13 protein-coding genes are annotated in these 18,741 nt (G+C 74.1%); 10 read left to right on the top strand and 3 right to left on the bottom strand.

What is annotated here, in order from left to right:
- Positions 1–21 precede the first annotated feature (21 nt).
- Entirely contained in the window at positions 22–1,371 is a 1,350-nt protein-coding gene (locus tag ABZ945_RS23265) for a 6-phospho-beta-glucosidase (protein WP_361272689.1), read from the bottom strand.
- 213 nt (positions 1,372–1,584) lie between these two features.
- On the opposite strand from ABZ945_RS23265, the gene ABZ945_RS23260 reads away from it, so the two are divergent.
- From ABZ945_RS23260 to ABZ945_RS23240, 5 genes are all read left to right on the top strand, one after another.
- A complete protein-coding gene (locus tag ABZ945_RS23260) occupies positions 1,585–2,844 on the top strand; it encodes a hypothetical protein (protein WP_361272686.1) in 1,260 nt (419 codons plus the stop codon).
- Positions 2,841–4,007, top strand: a complete 1,167-nt coding sequence (locus ABZ945_RS23255) for a hypothetical protein (protein WP_361272684.1) — start codon at positions 2,841–2,843, stop codon at positions 4,005–4,007. Before ABZ945_RS23260 ends, ABZ945_RS23255 begins: the two co-directional genes overlap by 4 nt.
- 47 nt (positions 4,008–4,054) lie before the next feature.
- Positions 4,055–5,893: a hypothetical protein gene (locus ABZ945_RS23250; protein WP_361272681.1), complete on the top strand. Its 1,839-nt coding sequence runs from the start codon at positions 4,055–4,057 to the stop codon at positions 5,891–5,893.
- A 66-nt stretch (positions 5,894–5,959) separates the two neighbouring features.
- Positions 5,960–10,609, top strand: coding sequence for a WD40 repeat domain-containing protein (locus ABZ945_RS23245; protein WP_361272678.1), 4,650 nt, complete (start codon positions 5,960–5,962; stop codon positions 10,607–10,609).
- Between the two features lie 63 nt (positions 10,610–10,672).
- The gene (locus ABZ945_RS23240; RefSeq protein WP_361272676.1) at positions 10,673–11,140 is read left to right on the top strand and encodes a YchJ family metal-binding protein; all 468 of its coding nucleotides are present in this window, start codon (positions 10,673–10,675) and stop codon (positions 11,138–11,140) included.
- Between the two features lie 7 nt (positions 11,141–11,147).
- On the opposite strand, the gene ABZ945_RS23235 is transcribed toward ABZ945_RS23240, so the two are convergent.
- Both ABZ945_RS23235 and ABZ945_RS23230 read right to left on the bottom strand, forming a co-directional pair.
- Complete coding sequence (locus ABZ945_RS23235; protein ID WP_248635373.1) at positions 11,148–11,408, bottom strand: hypothetical protein; 261 nt, start codon at positions 11,406–11,408, stop codon at positions 11,148–11,150.
- 195 nt (positions 11,409–11,603) lie between these two features.
- Positions 11,604–12,821 (bottom strand): helix-turn-helix domain-containing protein, encoded by a 1,218-nt coding sequence (locus tag ABZ945_RS23230; RefSeq protein WP_361272673.1) that lies wholly within the window; start codon positions 12,819–12,821, stop codon positions 11,604–11,606.
- 611 nt (positions 12,822–13,432) lie between these two features.
- Here ABZ945_RS23230 and ABZ945_RS23225 point away from each other — a divergent pair.
- The 5 genes from ABZ945_RS23225 to ABZ945_RS23205 all read left to right on the top strand — a co-directional run bounded on the left by ABZ945_RS23225 (position 13,433) and on the right by ABZ945_RS23205 (position 18,701).
- Positions 13,433–14,086 (top strand): hypothetical protein, encoded by a 654-nt coding sequence (locus tag ABZ945_RS23225; protein ID WP_361272671.1) that lies wholly within the window; start codon positions 13,433–13,435, stop codon positions 14,084–14,086.
- Positions 14,087–14,220: 134 nt separating this feature from the next.
- Positions 14,221–15,804, top strand: a complete 1,584-nt coding sequence (locus ABZ945_RS23220; protein WP_361272668.1) for a DUF6801 domain-containing protein — start codon at positions 14,221–14,223, stop codon at positions 15,802–15,804.
- 271 nt (positions 15,805–16,075) lie between these two features.
- Complete coding sequence (locus tag ABZ945_RS23215) at positions 16,076–17,050, top strand: ATP-binding cassette domain-containing protein (RefSeq protein ID WP_361272665.1); 975 nt, start codon at positions 16,076–16,078, stop codon at positions 17,048–17,050.
- Positions 17,047–17,892 carry an ABC transporter permease gene (locus ABZ945_RS23210; RefSeq protein WP_361272662.1) on the top strand — a complete coding sequence of 282 codons (846 nt, stop codon included), beginning with the start codon at positions 17,047–17,049 and terminating at the stop codon, positions 17,890–17,892. Before ABZ945_RS23215 ends, ABZ945_RS23210 begins: the two co-directional genes overlap by 4 nt.
- Positions 17,893–17,894: 2 nt before the next feature.
- On the top strand, positions 17,895–18,701 hold the full coding sequence (locus ABZ945_RS23205) for an ABC transporter permease (RefSeq protein ID WP_361272659.1): 807 nt from the start codon (positions 17,895–17,897) through the stop codon (positions 18,699–18,701).
- Positions 18,702–18,741 lie beyond the last annotated feature (40 nt).

Below are 18,741 nucleotides of genomic sequence, written 5' to 3'. Positions count from 1 at the left end.
GCCCACCAACTCACCCTTTCATCAATGGAGATACCCCAGCCCCGGGTGCTCGGCCAGATAGCCGTCCAGCAGCCGCCGGGCCACCGCCACCGAGTCCACCAGCGGATGCAGGGCGAACGCCCGTACCGCCGCCTCCCGCGACCCGCTCTCGCTCGCGGCCAGCACCTCCCGCTCCACCGCCTTGACCGCCGCCACCAGTCCCACCGCATGGCCGGGCAGCGGGGAGACCGCCAGCGGATGGGCCCCGTCCGCGTCCACCAGGCAGGGCACCTCCACCACCGCGTCCGCGTCCAGTGCCCCGAGCGCGCCCTGGTTCCGCACGTTGAGGATCAGGGTGGCCCGCTCGTCCCGGGCGATCGCCCGCATCAGCGCCAGCGCCACCTTCTCGTAGCCACCGGACTCCAGATCCTCCCCGCCCCGGTCCCCGGCGCCCGCCGCCTCCCGGTTGGCCGCCATATAGGTGGCCTCCCGGTCGGCGAGGGTCCGCCGCCAGGCCCCCAGCGCCGACCCCTCGCCGTACGCGCCCAACTCCTCGTAGAACCCGGCCTGCTGGTCCCGCAGATACGCCCCCCGGGTCCGCTCCGCGCCCCGGTAGGCGGCGACCGCCTCCCGGTTGAAGTAGTAGTAGTGCAGATACTCGTTGGGCACCGCGCCCAGTCCGCGCAGCCACTCGGCGCCGAACAGCCGCCCCTCCTCGACGGTGTTCAGCGCCGCCTCGTCCGCCAGCAGCCCGGGCAGCAGATCCCGCCCGGCCACCCGCACCCCGCGCAGCCAGCCCAGATGGTTCAGGCCCGCGTAGTCGTAGAACGCCCGGTCCGGGTCGGCGCCCAGCGCCCGCGCCACCCGTCGCCCCAGCCCCACCGGCGAGTCGCAGATCCCGATCACCCGCCCGCCCAGCACCCGGGACATCGCCTCGGTCACCAGACCGGCCGGATTGGTGAAGTTGATGACCCAGGCGTCCGGGGCGAGCGCCGCCACCCGCCGGGCGATCGCCGCCGCCACCGGCACCGTGCGCAGCCCGTAGGCGATCCCGCCCGCGCCGACCGTCTCCTGCCCGAGCACCCCCTCGGCCAGCGCCACCCGCTCGTCCGCCGCCCGCCCGGCCAGCCCGCCCACCCGGATCGCCGAGAACACGAAGTCCGCCCCGGTGAGCGCCGCGTCCAGATCCGTGGTGGCCTCCACCACCGGGGCGTCCCCCGCCCCGGCAGCCGCCGCCTGCTCGGTCAGCACCCGGCCGATCGCGGTCAGCCGCCCGGCGTCCACATCGTGCAGCGCGACCCTGGTCACCCGGCCCTCGCCCCGGTCGGCCAGCAGCGCCCCGTACACCAGCGGCACCCGGAACCCGCCACCGCCCAGAATCGTCAGCTTCATGCCCGCCAACCTACAAGCGGCCCCCGCCGCGCCCCACCACCGGCAATCCGGCGAAACGCCCGCCCCGCCATCCGTCCGGTCGATACGATCCCCAAGGCGCCCGGCGGGCCCCGGGAGCGCCGGATCCGCCGCCGCGACCAGGCGAGGCGCACCCGTCCGGACGCCGGGCCGCCGCATCAGGGGAAGAGACGGCCGCCGACGGGGGAGCGCGTTATGCCACTGGTCTATGTCCACGGGATCGCCAACCGCCGCGGCCGTGGCGCCTATCGGGCCGACGCTCTACGGGACGAGTTGTTCCGCGAGCATCTGCTGTCGGCGCTGCCCGGCGGCCGCGACCAGCCACTGCACACCGCCCACTGGGGCGACCTCGGCGGCTCGCTGGCCTGGAACGGCGACAGTTTCCCGGAGCGGGGCCTGCAGAGGCTCGGCGGTGACGACGACCCGCTGGCCCAGCTGGCGGCCGAGGTCACCGAGGACATCGCCCGCCGCACCGAGCCCCGCCCCGAGCGGCTGGTCCTGGATGTGGCGCTGCGCTCCCTGCCGGACGCGGTGGACCTGCTGTTCACCCTGGCCGGTCTCGAAGGACGGGAGCAGGAGGCCTCTGCCGAGGAACTGGCCTCACTTTCGAGCCGGTTGGCCGACCACTACGCCTTCGCCGAACCGGCCGACCCGGCGGACCGGGAGTCGCCCGGTCCGCCGGACTGGCTGGCCGGGCTCCGCGACGACGACGAGCTGCTGGCGGCGCTGGCCGAGCGGATCAGACCCCCCGGCGCCGTGAATCCGGGTGGCGACGACACGGAGGTGCTGGGGGGAGAACGATCACGCTCGCGGCCGTGGCGCACCCTCGGCTCCGCCGTCAGCCGGCTGCGTCGGACCGTCACCGGCCGGGTGCTGGCCCGGCCGGTCGGCCGCCTCCGCACCCGCGCGGTGGACGCGATCCCGCTGCTGATCGGCGATGTGACCACCTATCTGGCTCGGCGCGGCACCCGGGAGGATCCGGGGCCCATCGTGCGGCGGGTCGGCGGAGTGCTGGAGCGGGCCGCCGCCGAGCGCACCGGCGCCGATCCGCTGGTGGTGCTGGCCCACAGCATGGGCGGCGACATCGTCTACGACCTGCTCACGCACTACCGCCCCGATCTCCCGGTCGACACCCTGGTCACCGTGGGCACCCAGGTCGGGCTGTTCGAGGAGCTGAAGCTGTTCCGGGAGAGCGACCCGGCCGTCACCGGCGGCAGCGGCGCCCGGGTCGCCCTGCCTGCCGCCGTGGGCCGCTGGCTCAATGTGGTGGACGGCGCCGATCCGCTGGCGTTCTGCGCCGAGCCGGTCTTCGAGGGGGTCAGCGACTACACGTACACCTCCGGGGCGCTGTGGGCGCACAGCGCCGCCCTGCACCAGCCGATGTTCCTGGCCAGGCTGGCCGACCGGCTCACCTCGGCCGACGGCGGCTTCGGCGCCGGTGGCGGTGCGGTGTGACGCTGGTCTTCCACCAGGACGTACCCGGCCCGGGGATGCACGCCCTGGTGATCGGCGTGGCCGGCTACCCGCACTGCGGCGCCGCCGCGCCGGAGGGCTCCCTCCCGGCGGGGATCCCCGACGTCTCCACCGCAGAGGTCACCGCGCTGGAGATGGCCGGCTGGCTGGTGGAGACCCAGCGCAAGGACGCGGTGCTGCCGCTGGCCAGCCTGGAGGTCCTGGTCTCCTCGGCGGCGGGCGGTCCGGCGCCGGTGCTGGAGGTGGACGGGCAGTCCAAGAAGGTGGAGGGCGCGGCGTTCGACCCGGTGTGCGAGGCGATCATCCGCTGGCGCGACCGGTGCCAGGACCCCTCGGCCACCGCGCTCTTCTACTTCGCCGGCCACGGTCTCGCCCGCTGGCGGGGCGATGAGGCCCTGCTACTGGCGGACTTCGGCAGACTGCCGGACGCTCCCTTCCAGAAGGCCCTGGACACCCACCGGCTGGTCGACGGCATGGGCTACTGCCAGGCCCGCACCCAGCTCTTCTTCTTCGACTGCTGCCGCGAGATCCGGGAGGAGGCGCTGCAACTCGACCGCCTGAACGCCCAGGTCGTCCTCACCCCGGGCAGGAACGACTGGCTGCGGCGGACTTCGCTGCTCACCCTGCACGCCACCGCCCTCGGCGGCAGTGCCTTCGGCCGGCGTCGGCAGCCGACCCGGTTCTCCCGCGAACTGCGGGCCGCCTTCGACGGGCTGGCGAGCGAGCAGGGCGAGGACGGGGTCTGGCGGATCCAGGCCGGGAAGCTCCTGGGCGCCGTGCAGTCCGTCCGCGACCGGACCACGCTCCCCGGCGACGAGCGCGACCATCTGCCCACCTCGGGATTGGTCGAGGCCCCCACCCAGCTGCCGATCCGCGAGCTCGACGGCCCTCCGCTGGTGCCCTTCAGCATCCGGTGCGACCCTGCGGAGGCCGCCCGTGCGGCCGAACTGCTCCTCACCGATCGGGCGAGCGGGGCGTCGGTCGGCCCGGGGCGGCCCGGCAGCCCCTGGCAGGGGGAGACCCGCGCGGGAATCTACGACCTCACCGCGCGCTTCCCCCACGGCGGCTGGCGGGACGTGTCCGAGAAGAACAGGTGGCTGTTGCCCCCGCGCTACTCCCGCCGGATGCCACTGGAGCGGTCATGACGGGGCGCTCTCCTTGGTATGAGCCCTTCCGGGGATTGGCGGCCCGGGTGTCCCTGGAGACCGATGAGACACCGGCAGGCCAGATCGCCGCGGTGGTACGGGTGATGGACGAGCGGCTGCGCCAGATCGGCCGGCTGGTGCTTCGCGCCCACACCAACGAAAGACTCGAACTGCCCGGGCCGGGCCGTTACCTGCTGGCGGGCCACACCCCCTGGGGCGCGGAGCTGCGGGCGGAGTTGGACACGGCCGAGTGGGTCGGATGGGTAAGGCTGGCAGTGGACCCGCAGTCCGGCACCCAAGCCCCGGGTGGTGAGGCACTACCGCACCTGCGGCTGTACTGGCCCGGCCGCGAAGGCCCGGTGTCCCGTTGGTGGCCGAGCTCGTCGTTCGGCTGGCTGCCCGTCGCCCGGCAGGGATCCTCAGGGCCGGGGAGCTGGATCCTGGAGGCACCCGGACCGGAGGGGCTGAGGGTGCTGACGGTGGTGCCGGAGGGCGGTGAGGTACGGCTGGTGCCGCTGCTCGGCCCCGCCGGCCCCGCCGGCCCCGACGCGCCCGGTGCGGCGTCCCCCCCGCTGCCGCCGGGCTTCGGTCCGCCGCACCCGGCCGCACCCGGCTGGGCGGCCGTCCCGCCCCCCGGTACCGCGCTCACCCTGCTCGGCTACCTCCACCGCGGGTCGATGGACGAGGCCGCCGCGCTCGCCGAGGCGGTGATCTCCGCCCATGGGCCGTCCCCGGACGACCTGCCCGACCCGCTCACCGCACTCGCGGTGGGGCGGCTGCTGCTGGCCGTCTCCGACCCGCGCCGGGACCGCTGGATCGAGGCGCTGGTGGAGACCAGCCCGTTCCGTACCGACGCCCGGGTGCTCGCCTGGGAGGTGGCACGGCGCACCGAGGGAGCCGACGCCGTCGAGGCCGCCGACCGGGCGCGGCGGGCCGCCCGGGAGGCGCCCCCGCTGCTGGCCGACCACCATGAGCGGCTGGTGCGGGCGCTGGACTGGGCCGCCCTGGTGACGGGGGACCAGGACGGCGAGGGTGATCTGCGGCGCGAGTTGCTGCGCGGGTACGCCGCCGTGCCGGGCCTCTTCACCACGTACACCGGTCTGGGGCCCGACGCCCCCCAGCCGGCCGACCGCACCCGGATCGTCGACCGCACCCTCGCGGCTCGGCCGGGCACCCCGCTGCCCCGCCTGCCCTCGACTCCTGACAACGCGAGCCCCTTCCCCGAGTTCACGTCCGGCGCCGCTTGGGGACCGGTCGCGGCGCGGCACGGGGGGCCCGTCCCGATGGGACCGCCGGCCGACGAGGACGAGGATCCGCCCGACTTCCGCGCGGTCCACAGCCTCCCACCCGCCCCGGCCGTGATCGCGATGTCCCGGTTCGCGTCCGCGACCGACCCGGACGCGCCCGATCCGGAGCCGGCCGACTGGGCCACCGGCGACGGCCGGCTGACCGGCACGGTCAGCCCGCAGTCGGGGCGGCAAGCCCTGCTGACCGTTCGAACGACCGCCGCCCGGCCGCCCGCCCCGCCGCCCGGGGTCCCGTTGGCCGCCGTCACCGTCAGCGAGGGCGGTCGCGGGCCGCTGACCCTGCTGGTACCGCTGGCCGCGGAGGAGAGCGAGGCGGAGGCCGACCGGCTGGCCGGCGAGGTCGTCTTCCCCCTCAGCGGCTCCGGAGCCGGGTTCGTCGCGGTGGATCCGGCACTGCGCCAGGCCGGGGAGCTGACCGAACGTGAGGTGACGGCGATCGGGGCGTCCTTCGCCGCCGCCACCCTGCGCGGCCAGAACCTCTGGCGGCAGGTGGCGCGAGCGCTGCCCCCCGACCATCCGGTACGCACCGAGGTGATCGCCGAGATCCGCCGCCAGAGCTGGGGGGACGGCGCCTCCTGACCGCCGCCCCGACAGGAGCGACCGGCCGGTCCCCCGTACGGGACCGGCCCGAACGGGGGACCCGTCATGACCGAGACCGGACACGACCGGGCCGGTGAGACGCCGGAGCGGCCCACCCGGCAGCCCGCCCGGGCCCCGAAAAGCCCCGCGCCGGACCAGCCGTACCAGCGCTTCCGGGAACTGACCGGAGCTGACCGCAACTGGGTCCGGGTGCTGGCCGAGACCCTGCGCGAGGCCCCCGGCGACCTGGACGGACTGCTCGCCCCGGGCAGCGAGGCGTACCGGGCCCTGGCCGAGCACGACGACCGGGGCGGCGAGACCGACCGGGACGACCCGCTCGCCCCGGCCCTCTCCTTCGGTCTGCGCACCGCGAGGGTGCTGCTCGAACTGGCCCGGGCCCTGGCCGACCCGGACGCGGGCACGGGACGGGCGGAGCGGGCGGTGGAGCAGGCCGCCCGGCACTGGCGGGACCGGGGCATGCTGGTGGCGTGTCCGGAGACACCGGCGGCCGGTCCGGGGCCCTTACCGCGGGCCGACGGCTCCGCGGCGGAAGACCTCCTCCCGCCCGGCCTCCCCGCCGTGCGGGCGGCCGTCGAGCGGCTGGCGGACCGCCCCGCCGCCGCGTTCACGGCACTGCTGGTACGGGAGTTGACGGGCCGCCCGGCCGCTTCCGCACCAAGCCGACCACGGTGGCGCCACCGGCGCGGTGAGGCGGCGATCACCGTGCTACTGGTCCGCCAGGGCCGGGGCTTCCCCGCCGAACTCCGGCTGCGCCGCGTACCGGACGGGCCGCCCGGACTCCACCCCGACCCGGCCGTGATGGCCTTCCTCGCCAGCCCCGACGACCGGCTGTCGGCCTGCCTCACCGCGGCCCAGGCCGCCTCCGGCGCGGCGGCGCGCGGTGACTGCGCGCTGTGGGCGGTGACCGAGGCCAAGCCCGTCGGCACCGGCCGCTCCCCGTGCAACGACATCAGCGGAGGCTCGCTCGGCGCGGCCTTCGGGGTGGCGCTCCTCGACCTCTACGGCCGAGGGCCGTTCCGCCCCCCGCGCTGGTCCGTCCTGCTCCGCGAGGACGCCGCACTGAGCGGGGTGCTCGGCGCGGAACGGGAGATCGACCGGGTGGACCAGCTGGGACCCAAGCTCGCCGCGGCCCGCTCCGGCACCCTGGTGGTCCTGCCGATCGGCAACCGCACCGAGGCCCAGCGGGCCGCCCAGGCCGCCGGCACGGGGGTGCGCACCGCGTTCGCGAGCACCCTCGACCAGGCCTACCGGCACACCCACCGGTTCAACCGCGCCCGGGTCCTGCTGGCGACGCTCCTGGCTGTGGTCGTGGTGGCCGCGCCGTTCTCCTGGCGCCAGTGGCAGGAGAACCGGAACGTCGACCGGGAGCAGGCCAGGGCCGACTCGCGGACCCTGGCAGCAGGCAGCAACAAGAAGGCGAAGGTCGATCCGATGGGCGCCACCGTCCTCGCCGCGGCCGCCCTCGACGCCTCGGACACCCCCGAGGCCCGGTCCGCCGCCCGGGCGGTGCTCGCCGCCCAGTCCGGGGCCGTGCTGCCCGGCGCGGGCGCCTGGGCGGGCTTCACCCCGGACGGCCGCGGGCTCCTCGCCGTGGACACCGAGCGGCGGGTGTTCGGCTTCGACGTCCGGTCCCGGAAGCGCACCGGCCGGGTGCTCGACGCCGCCCAGCCCGACCCTGAACGCTGGCGCCAACCGGGTCCCCTCGCCCTCTCCCCGGACCGCGCCACCCTGGCGACCAGCGACGAAGAGGGGCAGGTCTGGCTGTGGGCGCTGCCGGACGGCAAGCCCCGGGGACCGCTGAAAGCATCCGGAGACGATGACTTCGACGGGGAGGAACTCGCCCAGGTGGCGTTCAGCCCCGACGGCCGGACCCTCGCCACCATCCGGGGCACCAACGGCCTGCGCGCGATGGACGCCGCCCATGCCACCGTGACCCTCTGGGACGTCCGCACCGGCAAGCCGCTCCGCCGGCTGCGCACCGACCACACCAGCCCGCTCCGCGCCCTCGCGTTCAGCCCGGACGGCACCACCCTGGCCACCGCCGCCGGTACGGGAGACTGGCCCGGCGCGAAGGACGACTTCACGGTACGCCGCTGGAACCTGGCCGACGGCAAGGCCACCGGCCGCACCATGACCGGCGCCTCCTCCACGGCGACCGTGCTCGCCTTCTCACCCGACGGCGCCCATCTGGCCTGCGGCGCCGAGAACGGCACCTCCCGGACCTGGCTCACCGGTAACGGCCAGGAGTACGGTTCTCCCTTCGGCGCCCACGACGGCGGGGTCAGGGCGCTCGCCTGGCGGCCGGACTCGACGTTGCTGGCCACCTCGGGCGCCACCGATGTGGAAGTCCGGGTGTGGAACCCGGACGGGGCCGACACCGGGCTGCTGCTCGACGGCCACACCGGAAACGTGACCACCCTGGACTGGAGCCCGGACGGCAACCGGCTGGCCTCCGGCGCCCCGGCGGAGGGCGGAGCCGGAGCGGTCCGGCTGTGGAACCTCGACCCGGTGTCACGCCCCGGACTGCCCTTCACCACCGCCGTCGGGGACCGGCCCGGCGCGGTGACCTGGGGACCCGAGGACGGCGCGCTCGCGGCCGGCGGCTGGGACGGAGTGTCCCTGCGGGCGGACGACGAGAATGGGGCGGTCTCCTGGCGGCCGCCGCCGCTGCCTCGGCTGCCCGCGGCGATCACCGGAGTCGCCTACTCCGCGGCGGGGACGGATCTGGCCACCGCCGGAGCAGACGGCTCGGTCCGCCAGTGGTCGCTGTCCCCGAGCCGGGAGCGCTGGTCCTGGCGCGGCGCCGCACCGCTGCGCGCCCTGACGCACGCCTCGGCCGCGCCCGTGCTCGCGGCCGGCTCCGACCGCGGGGAGGTGCTGGTCTGGGACGACGCCGACCGGGACGGGGCCGGAGAGCCCCGCGTCCTGCCGGGCCACCGCGGGCGGGTGACCGCCGTGGCGCTCACCCCGGACGGGGGCGCGCTGCTGTCGGCCGGCCGCGACGGCACCGTACGGCTACGGGAGCGGGCCTCCGGGCGGCAGTTGTGGTTCACGCGGCTCACCGACCCGCGCCGCCCCGGCTCCACCGCCGCGGTGGCGGCCACCGCGCTCGCCCTGGACACCTCCGGGCGCCGGCTGGCGGTGGGCGGCGCCGACGGGGCGGTCCGCGTCTGGACCCTAGGGTCCGGCGGCACGGCGCCCGGGTCCGGCGCCCCGGCCCTCCTCTACGGTCCGCAGAGGGCGATCACCGCACTGGCCTGGCAGGGGACGGACGGCGAACTGGCCGTCGCCGACCTCGGCGGGATGCTCGCGGCCTGGGACGCCGGGGCCCGTCGGCTCACCCAGATCCTCTCCACCGGGAGCACGGTGGCGGGCTGGCGCGCGTACACCGCGCTGGCCTACGCACCGGACGGACGCCGGCTGCTGACCATGGACGAGCGTCTGGCAGTCGCCCTGCTCCCGGCGGACAAGATCAGCGCCGGGGGCGGCGACCAGGTACGGAGCATGGGAAAGGCCCTCACCACCGTCTTCCTCAGCCCGGAGACCGCCCGGGGCACCGTGGTCAGCGTCACCGAACCGACCTCGACCCTGTATCTGCCCGAGGCCCCGGAGGCGACCGTCAGACCGATGGCGGTCCATGTCTGGGACGGCCGGCGCGGCCGGCTGCTCCGCTCCTTCCTGTTGCTGCACGGGGCGCTGCCGGACACCGCCTATCCCCCTTCGGTGAGCGGCGGCCTCGCCTTCCATGTCCGGGACGGCTCGGCCATGGGCACCGGCACCCTCACCCTGGTCGACGCCACGGGCAGGCTCGCCCGGTTCGACCTGGTGACGGGGAAGCAGACCGGTCCCGCACACCGACTCCACGCACCGGGCACGTCGGACACGACGCTCGGCGAGGTGGAGTCGGCCGTCTTCTCGCCGGACGGCACCCGGGTGGCGGTGGTCGACGGCCGGTACGAGGGAGTCCGGCTCACCGTCCACGACACCGCCACCGGGCAGCCCGGCCCGGTACAGGCCACCCCACCCAAGCGGCCGGAGTTGGCCTTCTCCCCGGACGGCCGACTGCTCGCCGCCGCGGGGCACCTCACCGCCGCCGACATGAAACGGAGCGAGGCGAATGGCACGAAGGTGGCGGCGGGGCCCGGTCGGCTCGGGCTGTGGCGGGTCGCGGACGGCAAGCGCCTGGCCGACCCTCCGCTCCTTCCGGAGGATGCCAAGGCCCCGGACGTGGACGGCCTCGCCGTCACCGAGCTGGCCTTCGGCCCGGATGGCCGGAGACTGATGGTCAGCGGCTCGGCGGGCACCCAGCTCTGGGATACGGCCGACCCGGCCCGGCCCCGCGCGGTGAGGGGGCCGAGGGCCGTCGCGCCCGCGGCGGCGCTCTCTCCGGATGGGACCGTACTGGCCATGGTCGGGGTGGACACGGTCTCCCTGTACGCGAGGGAGGGAGGCGAGCGACTGGCGCCCCCGTTCCCCTACGAGATCGAGGACATCTGGCGGGAGACGCATATCAGCGGTGACGGCCGCCGGTTGATCGCCGGATCGTCCGAGGCCGTACCGCGCCGCTGGGATGTCTCCCTGTGGCGCGCCCCGCTGATGGACCGGCTGTGCGAGCGCATCGGCCGAGCGGTGACCAGGGCGGAGTGGGAGGCGGTGGCGCCGCCCGACATCCCGTACCGCGAACTGTGCGACTGAAGGGTGGGGCCCGGGCCGGTGCCCCACCTCCGGCGATGGGCTTCCACCGGGCAGAATGGCCGGATGGCCCGTCGTACCGCCCGCCGCCGTCCCGCCCCGTCCACCGTCGCCACCCCGGCCGCGCCGCCGGGGCCCCAGGCGCCCTGCCCGTGCGGGCTGCCCGCCGCGTACGGCGACTGCTGCCGACCGCTGCACTCCGGCGAGGCGGCGGCGCCGACCGCCGAGCGGCTGATGCGCTCCCGCTACAGCGCCTTCGCCGTGGGCGACGCCGGCTATCTGCTGCGCACCTGGGCACCGGCCACCCGGCCGGCCACCCTGGAGCTGGACCCGGCGATGCGCTGGACCGGGCTGGAGATCACCGGCACCACCGACGGCACCCTGTTCCACTCCACCGGCACGGTGACCTTCACCGCCCGCTACACCCACCACGGGCAGCCGGGTGCGCTCAGCGAGCACAGCCGGTTCGAGAAGGCCGACGGCCGCTGGGTGTACCTGGACGGGACCTTCCCGGACGACGCGTCAGGGGGCTGAGGGGGCGTCAGCGGCCGGGGCCGCCGGGGCGCAGCAGCAGCCGGGGGTTGTAGGCGCCCAGCACCTTGTTGGCGCGGGCCAGCGCGGCCAGCGCGTGTTCGCGGTCGGCCTGGTCCTCGGTGCACAGCGGCGCCTGGAAGCGGCGCACCTCGCGGGCGGCGCACTCGGCGTCGAACTCGGCCTGCAGGATGCCGAGCGGCATGCACGAGCCGATGAGGGCCGCGACCCGGTCGGGGATCGGAACGGGAACGAGGGGCGACGCGATCACGTGGTGTCCTTCTGCTGTACCTGCTGTACCTGCTGTGCGCTGCTTGTGGCAGCGGCCAGTTTGCCGTGCTCCCTCCATGGGTACACCATCTCGTTCACGCTTTTTCCGAAGTTTTGTCTCCGTACGGCAACCGTTCACCGGACCCGCCGGGCATTCCCGGCCGCCGGGCCCGTGGGGTGCGCCCCTGAGCGGCCGTCAGCGGCGGCCGCGTCGCCGCTGGTCACCGCGGAGGTGCAGGGCCCGCAGCACCGCCTCGGTGGCGAACCGGGTGCCCGGCTCGGTCAACCGGCCGCCGTAGTGGGCCTCCAGGTTCCGCATCCGGTAGCGGACGGTCTGCGGATGGACGTCCAGCAGCTCGCCCATCCGCGCGGCGGTGCCCCGGGTCTCCAGCCAGATCCGCAGGGTCTCCACCAGCCGGTCGCGCCGGGTCGGGGTCAGCCCGGCCAGTGGGGCCAACTCCCGCTCGGCGAGCCGGTCCAGCAGCGCCGGGTCGGCCAGCAGCCAGAGCGTCAGCAGATGGTCGGCGCAGAACACCAGCGGGGCGTCCTCGATCACCCCGGCCTCCATCAGCTCCAGCACCCGCCGGGCCCAGCGGATCGAGTCGGAGGCGCCGGCGGGTGCCACGGTCAGCCCCACCGTCATCGGCACCCCCGGGAACGCCTTCGCCAGCAGATCGAGCCGGGTCTCGTCCGCCGGGCCGGGAATCAGCAGGTGGGGCTGGGGATCGGAGAGGTCGGCCAGGACATCGTTGTCGATCGCGACCGCCGGAGAACCCGCGGGGGAGCGGAGCGCCACCAGCGTCACCTGCTCCGGAAGCAGCCATCCGGTCTGCTCGCACAGCTCCGCGATGGCGGACCTCGGCACCGGCGAGCCCGACAGCAGCAGATGCAGCAGCCGTCTCCGTAACGCCTCCGACCGCCCGTCGGTGCCGGCCCGCACCTCCAGATAGCCTTCCCGGGAGACCGCCTCCAACTCGTCGACGTAGGCGAACAGGGTGTCGGCGAAACTCAGCATCAGGGTGGGGGAGAGGTTGTAGCGGCGGCCCACCTTCTTGGCCCGCCGCAGCGCCACCCGGGCGCCCAGCCGATAGGCGCCGCGCAACCGCTCCAACCCCCGCCCCTCGTACGCCTCGAAGCGGCCGAACCGCCGGCAGGCCTCGTCCCGCAGCGGCGTCGGGGCGCCCGGCGAGGCGATCCGCTCGGCGAACGCGGCGATGTGCTGCTCCACCCCGTACCGGATCGCCGCACTGTGGGGGCCGTGCAGCAGCCGCGCGTACTCCGGGTAGGCCCGGGTGATCTCCAGGCCGATCTCCTGGATGAGACTGGGCAGTTCGGGCCGCACGATGGCGGCGAACTCCTGAGGGAGCGGCCCCAGCGGCTCGCCCGCGTCCGACGGCTGAGTGGTTCTCGGCATGCGGGTGGTCCCTCTCGTCTCTGCGGGCCCGTCTCTCCGGCTCGGCTCTCCGGCTCTCTCGGCTCTCCGGCGCGTCTCTTCGGCTCTCTCGTCTCTTGGGAACTGAGCGAGGTCTCTTGGGACGTGCGGCTGCCGAACATAGACCACCGCCGGGTCCCCGGCACACCCGTGTGCGAGGGCCTTGGGGTCCCGCCGCCGCAATCCGGCCGAACCCGCCCCGTCACCGCCCGGCCGGGGCCCGCCGCCGGCCGCCCCGGGGGTGGTTCTGCTCACTTCCGTACAAGAAATCCGGCGGGCTTGCTGCACCGGCGACAAGAAAATACCCACCGGTAAGAGCGCCCGCAGAAACTTACGGTCGCGTATTGCGCCGCCGGTTACCCACTCGTAGCGTCAATCGCGCAAGGTGCTCGGCCTGGTGGCCTATTCGTCTTCTGGCCCCGCGTTCCGTGAAGTGAGCCGCTCGACGGTCTTCGTTTTCCCTTACCCCTCACCGGAATCCCCCTCGTATTCCGCCAAAGCCGTATCGGCGGAATCGAATTCCGGCGGGACCGCTCCAGGAAAACGCCTGACCGCTAATCAGGTACGCCCGATCCGCCTAGGAGGAACAGCCCGTGCGACGTACGACCCGAATCGCCGCCCTTTCCGCCGCCGTCCTCACGGCGGCGGCCGGGATGACCGTCACCACCGCCTCCGCCGCGCCCCAGGCGCAGTGGACCGTCACCAACCCGGCCGCCAACGACACCTTCACCGCGGTCAACCAGACCGGGGTCAACGCCGTCCTGACCAACGTCACCACCGGCGCCACCCTCACCTGCGCCGTCTACGCCGCCAACGGCACCGCGGTCGACGGCACCTACGCCAGCGGCGCCGGTCTGGCCACCATCGCCAACGCCACCTTCGGCACCAGCGCCAACAAGTGCAACGGCCCGCTCGGATCCAAGTGGGTCTCCTCCTCCACCCAGCCCATGAAGCTCAACGGCGTCAGCTACTCCGGCGGCGTCACCAAGGGCACCCTGACCAACGTCAAGGTCAGCCTGACCGGCACCAGCCTGCTCGGCACCTGCAACGCGGTGATCGAGGGCTCCGCCAACACCGGTACGTACACCAACTCCACCGGACTGCTGGCCATCGCGGCCGACGCCACCCCGGCGCTGACCGTCACCAGCGCCTCCGGCTCCTGCGCCGGGCTGATCGCCACCGGCAACAAGGCCAAGTTCAGCGCCACCTACAAGGTGACGCCGATCATCACCGTCACCAGCCCCTGACCCCGCCCCCACCGGGACGGACAGCGGAAGAGCGTCGTGCGGCCGGTGCGCGTGCCGGCCGCACGACCCGCGTTCGGGCAGGGGCAGGCGAGGCCCGAGGGCGCAGACCGGCGCAGTGACGAGGAGGGGGCGCGGTGATCGGCAGCAAGGGGAGGTCCGGGGGTACGGGCCGGGGAGGGCGGCGCGCGCTGGCGCGTACCGCGTCGGTGGGGGCCGCCGTGCTGGTCGCCGGGCTGGTGCCCGGCACCGTGGCGGCGCTCGACGAGGGCGCCCAGGCCGCCGAGGTGTCCTTCGCCTACCGGTGCGCCCTGCCCAGCGGGGAGCATCCGGCGGTGGTACGGGTCTCCGCGGGCCTGCCGCGCCAGGTGGCGGTGGGCCGTCCGATCCGGCCGGTGGACGTGCGAGTGGCCGTCGAACTGCCGGCCGAGGCCGCCGCCGAGCTGACCGCGCGCGGTGTGGCGAGCGCGGGCGGCGCGGTACGGCTGACCGGGCGGGCCACCCAGGGCGAGCACTCCGCCGAACTGCCCTGGACCCAGCTCACCGCCCCGGACACGCCGATTCCGGCCGAGGGCGCCTACGTCCTTCAGGGCGCCGGGGCGGTGCCCTCGGTGACCGCCGGGTCCCCGGGCGTGCTCACCCTCGCCACCGGGCCCCTCACCCTGGATGTGCTGACCCGCACCGCCGACGGCGCCCCCGCCGAGCCACCGCAACTGGCCGTGGAGTGCGCCCCGGAGCCCGACCGGGACACCGTGATCGCCACGGTCAGGGTGCTGCCCGGACCGGGCGGCACAAGTCGGCCCAGCACCCCGCCCGAGGTGGACCAGCCCGGTGAGCCCGGCACCACCCCGGGCCCCTCCGGCGAGCCGTCGGACGGCGGGACGGCCCCGGGGGACGGCGAGGCCGGCCCCGACACACGGCCGCCGACGAAGGAAACCGGCGAAGTCCCCGTGAATCCTCCCGGAAAGGCCCCCGGTGGAAAGGGCGGAAAGGCGGACGACTGCGTGGACCCGCCGCCCCAGGATCTCCCCGCCGTCCCCGCCCACGGATATGTCGCCGGATACGCCAATGTGCTGAAGCTGGGCGCCGCCATGTTCGTGAAGGACCCCGGTCTGATGCGGGTCCGCATGGCGAAGGCGCTGCACATGCACCCCTGCGCCAAAGAGGGCGAACCCGTCTTCACCCTCTACAGCGACGCCACCCTCGACTACCGGGGCAAGCCGCAGTTCCCGCCCGCCCGGTCCACGTTCCTCACCTTCGGGTTCATGCCGACCACGGCGAGCGTGGAACTCGCTCTGGAGGGCCGTCTGGAGATCGCCACGGACAGCTACTTCGCCCCGGACTTCTCCCAGCCGCAGGTCACCAAGGCGACCGGAAAGATACGGGTACGGCTGTACGACGTCGAGGTCAACGGCACTCCGCTGGAGGTCGGCCCCGGCTGCCGCACCGTCCGGCCCATGGAGCTGACCCTGATCGGACGGGGCGGGCAGGATGTGAACGGCGTCCCCTACGGCTACACCGTGGAGCTGGGCGGCCCGCTGACCGGCACCGCGACCATCCCGCCGTTCACCGGCTGCGGCACCGGTGGGGAGGACCTGGACCGGGTGTTCACCGGCGCCCTCTCCGGCCCCGGCAACTACACCAAGATGACCCAGGGCGCGCTCTGCTCCGGAACGCAGGACTTCTGCCCGGACGCGCCGCGACCGAAGCCCGAGCGGTGAGCGCGTCAGCCCACCCGGCGGCGGCACACAGGCACCGATGGCGCCGGATGCGCACCCGGCGGCGTACGGGCACCGATGGGCGCCGGATGCGCACCCGGCGACAAAGGCCGCCCGGCCCGTTTGTCACCCGATGACAAACCGGCGGGTCGTTCCGGGCCCCGGGAATCCGGTCCCGGCACGGATCTTGTCGCCGTCCGATCGCCGAACGTAACGTGCGCTCGCCAAGGCGCTTTTGTCACTTCCTCAGCAAACCGGCACCGGGAGTTTCGTGGTGGGAGCAGAAGTGGTCGTGGAGGGACTGACCAAGTCCTTCGGACGGCAGAACGTCTGGCAGGACGTCACCCTGACCCTGCCCGCCGGTGAGGTCAGCGTGATGCTCGGCCCTTCCGGCACCGGCAAGACCGTGTTCCTGAAATCCCTCATCGGGCTGCTCAAACCGGAGCACGGCCGGGTCCTGGTGGCCGGCACCGACATGGTGAACAGCCGCGAGCGGGACATCTACGAGACCCGCAAACTCTTCGGGGTGATGTTCCAGGACGGGGCGCTTTTCGGCTCCCTGTCGCTCTTCGACAACATCGCCTTTCCGCTGCGCGAGCACACCCGCAAGAAGGAGAGCGAGATCCGCCGCATCGTGATGGAGCGGGTGGAGATGGTCGGCCTGGTCGGCGCCGAGCGGAAACTCCCCGGCGAGATATCCGGCGGTATGCGCAAACGGGCCGGGCTGGCCCGCGCCCTGGTCCTGGACCCGCAGATCATCCTCTGCGACGAGCCCGACTCCGGACTCGACCCGGTGCGCACCGCCTACCTCTCCCAGCTGCTGATCGACCTCAACGCGCAGATCGACGCCACCATGCTGATCGTCACCCACAACCTCGACATCGCCGCCACCGTGCCGGACAACATGGGCATGCTCTTCCGGCGCAACCTGGTCACCTTCGGCCCCCGCGAGGCGCTGCTGACCAGCGAGGAACCGGTGGTGGCGCAGTTCCTCGCCGGGCGCCGCGAGGGCCCCATCGGGATGTCGGAGGAGAAGGACGCGGCCACCCTTGCCCGCGAGCAGCGCGCCGCCCTCCCGTACCCCGAACGCGTCCTCGCCCCCCAGCTGGAGCCCTCGCCGGGGCTGCCGCCCAGGGCCGGTGCCCAGCGCCGCCGGGAACGGGTCCTCGCCATGCTGCCCGAGCTGCCGGAACCGGCCAGGGCCGCGATCCTGCGCAGCTACGCCCCGGTCGGCGGGGCCGTCTCATGACGGTGGCCGACCACCGGCCCGTACCGCCGGACCCCGCCGCACCACCTCCGCCCCCGCCGACCCCCGTGCCCCCGTCGCGCTGGCTGTCCCCGCTGCGGGAGACCGGACGGCTCTTCGCGCTGGCCGGCACGGTGGTCCGGGACACCTTCCGGCGCCCCTTCCAACTGCGGGAGTTCATCGAGCAGTTCTGGTTCGTCGCCAGCGTCACCATTCTGCCCGCCGCCCTGGTCTCCATCCCGTTCGGCGCGGTCATCGCGCTCCAGGTCGGCTCGCTCACCGAGCAGCTCGGCGCCCAGTCCTTCACCGGTGGCGCCAGTGTGCTGGCCGTCATCCAGCAGGCCAGCCCGCTGATCGTGGCCCTGCTGATCTCCGGCGCGGGCGGCTCCGCGATCTGTGCCGACCTCGGCTCGCGCACCATCCGCGAGGAGCTGGACGCCATGGAGGTGATGGGCGTCTCGCCGATCCAGCGGCTGGTGGTGCCCCGGGTGCTGGCCACCATGCTGGTCGCCGTCCTCCTCAACGGCATGGTCTCGGTCGTCGGCACCCTCGGCGGCTACTTCTTCAACGTGATCATGCAGGACGGCACCCCCGGCGCCTATCTGGCCGGCTTCTCCGCCCTCGCCCAGCTCCCCGACCTCTGGATCAGCGAGATCAAGGCGCTGATCTTCGGCTTCCTCGCCGGAGTGGTCGCCGCCTACCGGGGACTCAACCCGCGCGGCGGCCCCAAGGGCGTCGGCGACGCCGTCAACCAGTCCGTGGTCATCACCTTCCTCCTCCTCTTCTTCGTCAACATGGTCCTCACCGCGATCTACCTCCAGATCGTGCCCGCGAAGGGAGCCTGACCATGGCCTCCCCGCTCAGCTGGCTGGACCGCTCCGGCGACCAGCTCGTCTTCTACGCCAAGGCCCTGCTCTGGATCCCGCGCACCCTGCGCCGCTACCTCCGCGAGGTGCAGCGCCTCCTCGCCGAAGTCGCCTTCGGCAGCGGGGGACTGGGCGTCATCGGCGGCACCATCGGCGTGATGATCGCCATGACCCTGTTCACCGGCACCGTGGTCGGACTCCAGGGGTACGCGGCGCTCGACCAGATCGGCACCTCCGCCTTCACCGGCTTCGTCTCCGCCTACTTCAACACCCGGGAGATCGCCCCGCTGGTCGCCGGGCTCGCCCTCTCCGCCACCGTCGGCGCCGGCTTCACCGCCCAACTCGGCGCCATGCGGATCAACGAGGAGGTCGACGCCCTCGAATCGATGGGCATCCGCTCCATGCCCTACCTGGTCACCACCCGGGTCATCGCCGGAGTGGTCGCCATCATCCCGCTCTACGCCATCGGGCTGCTCTCCTCCTATCTGGCCTCCCGGATGGTGACCGTGCTCTTCAACGGCCAGTCGGTGGGCACCTACGACCACTACTTCGGGCTGTTCCTCTCTCCGGACGACGTGCTGCTCTCCGTCCTCAAGGTGTTCGTCTTCAGCGTGATGGTGATCCTCGCCCACTGCTACTACGGCTTCCGCGCCGAGGGCGGCCCGGCCGGTGTCGGCGTCGCCGTCGGCCGCTCGGTCCGCAACGCCATCGTGCTGATCAGCGTCACCGACTTCTTCCTCTCGCTCGCCATCTGGGGCGCGACCACGACCGTGAAGGTGGCCGGATGACCGCGACCGTTCCGCTGTCCACGGCCCGGGAGGTGCGCTC

It is taken from the genome of Streptomyces sp. NPDC046887, assembly GCF_040644755.1.
In the GTDB taxonomy this organism is placed as follows: Bacteria; Actinomycetota; Actinomycetes; order Streptomycetales; family Streptomycetaceae; genus Streptomyces; species Streptomyces lichenis.
The sequence above is the reverse complement of the archived record's forward strand: the minus strand, read 5'-3'. Positions and strand labels throughout refer to the sequence as shown.

Bases quoted from the DNA above. Each gene is read 5' to 3' on its own strand.
- ABZ945_RS23265 (WP_361272689.1), bottom strand. From the start codon at position 1,371: ATGAAGCTGACGATTCTGGGCGGTGGCGGGTTCCGGGTGCCGCTGGTG.
- ABZ945_RS23260 (WP_361272686.1), top strand. From the start codon at position 1,585: ATGCCACTGGTCTATGTCCACGGGATCGCCAACCGCCGCGGCCGTGGC.
- ABZ945_RS23245 (WP_361272678.1), top strand. From the start codon at position 5,960: ATGACCGAGACCGGACACGACCGGGCCGGTGAGACGCCGGAGCGGCCC.
- ABZ945_RS23240 (WP_361272676.1), top strand. From the start codon at position 10,673: ATGGCCCGTCGTACCGCCCGCCGCCGTCCCGCCCCGTCCACCGTCGCC.
- ABZ945_RS23230 (WP_361272673.1), bottom strand. From the start codon at position 12,821: ATGCCGAGAACCACTCAGCCGTCGGACGCGGGCGAGCCGCTGGGGCCG.
- ABZ945_RS23210 (WP_361272662.1), top strand. From the start codon at position 17,047: ATGACGGTGGCCGACCACCGGCCCGTACCGCCGGACCCCGCCGCACCA.
- ABZ945_RS23205 (WP_361272659.1), top strand. From the start codon at position 17,895: ATGGCCTCCCCGCTCAGCTGGCTGGACCGCTCCGGCGACCAGCTCGTC.